Source organism: Roseovarius halophilus (ex Wu et al. 2025) (assembly GCF_047086965.1).
Genome location: NZ_JBKOTX010000631.1, coordinates 1 through 275, shown reverse-complemented (window position 1 = coordinate 275; position 275 = coordinate 1). Strand labels below are relative to the sequence as shown.

Annotated in this window: 1 protein-coding gene; it reads left to right on the top strand. The window is 72.0% G+C overall.

Annotated features, from left to right (window positions below; genetic code table 11):
- Positions 1 to 18: 18 nt before the first annotated feature.
- Positions 19 to 275: DUF4136 domain-containing protein (locus tag ACH107_RS33810; protein WP_412509923.1), on the top strand; the 257-nt coding region annotated here is incomplete at its 3' end.

The following is a 275-nucleotide window of genomic DNA, read 5'->3' as shown; positions in this document are numbered from 1 at the left end:
CGACCCAACGATCCCCGGGTGCGCAGCGACCTCACCGAGCAGCGCCTGCGCGACTCGGTCAGCGGCGGCCTCGACCAGCGTGGGCTGCGCCCCGCCGCGACAGGCACGCGGCCAGACCTCAGGATCAAACTCTATGTGATCCTCGACCAGCGCCAGCAGAGCTACAGCTACGCCGACCCCTACTGGGGTCCGGGCTGGGGTGGCCCTTGGGGCTCCGCCTGGGGCCCGGGCCCCTGGGGACCGAGCTATGTGCGCACCCAGACCGTCACCTACCC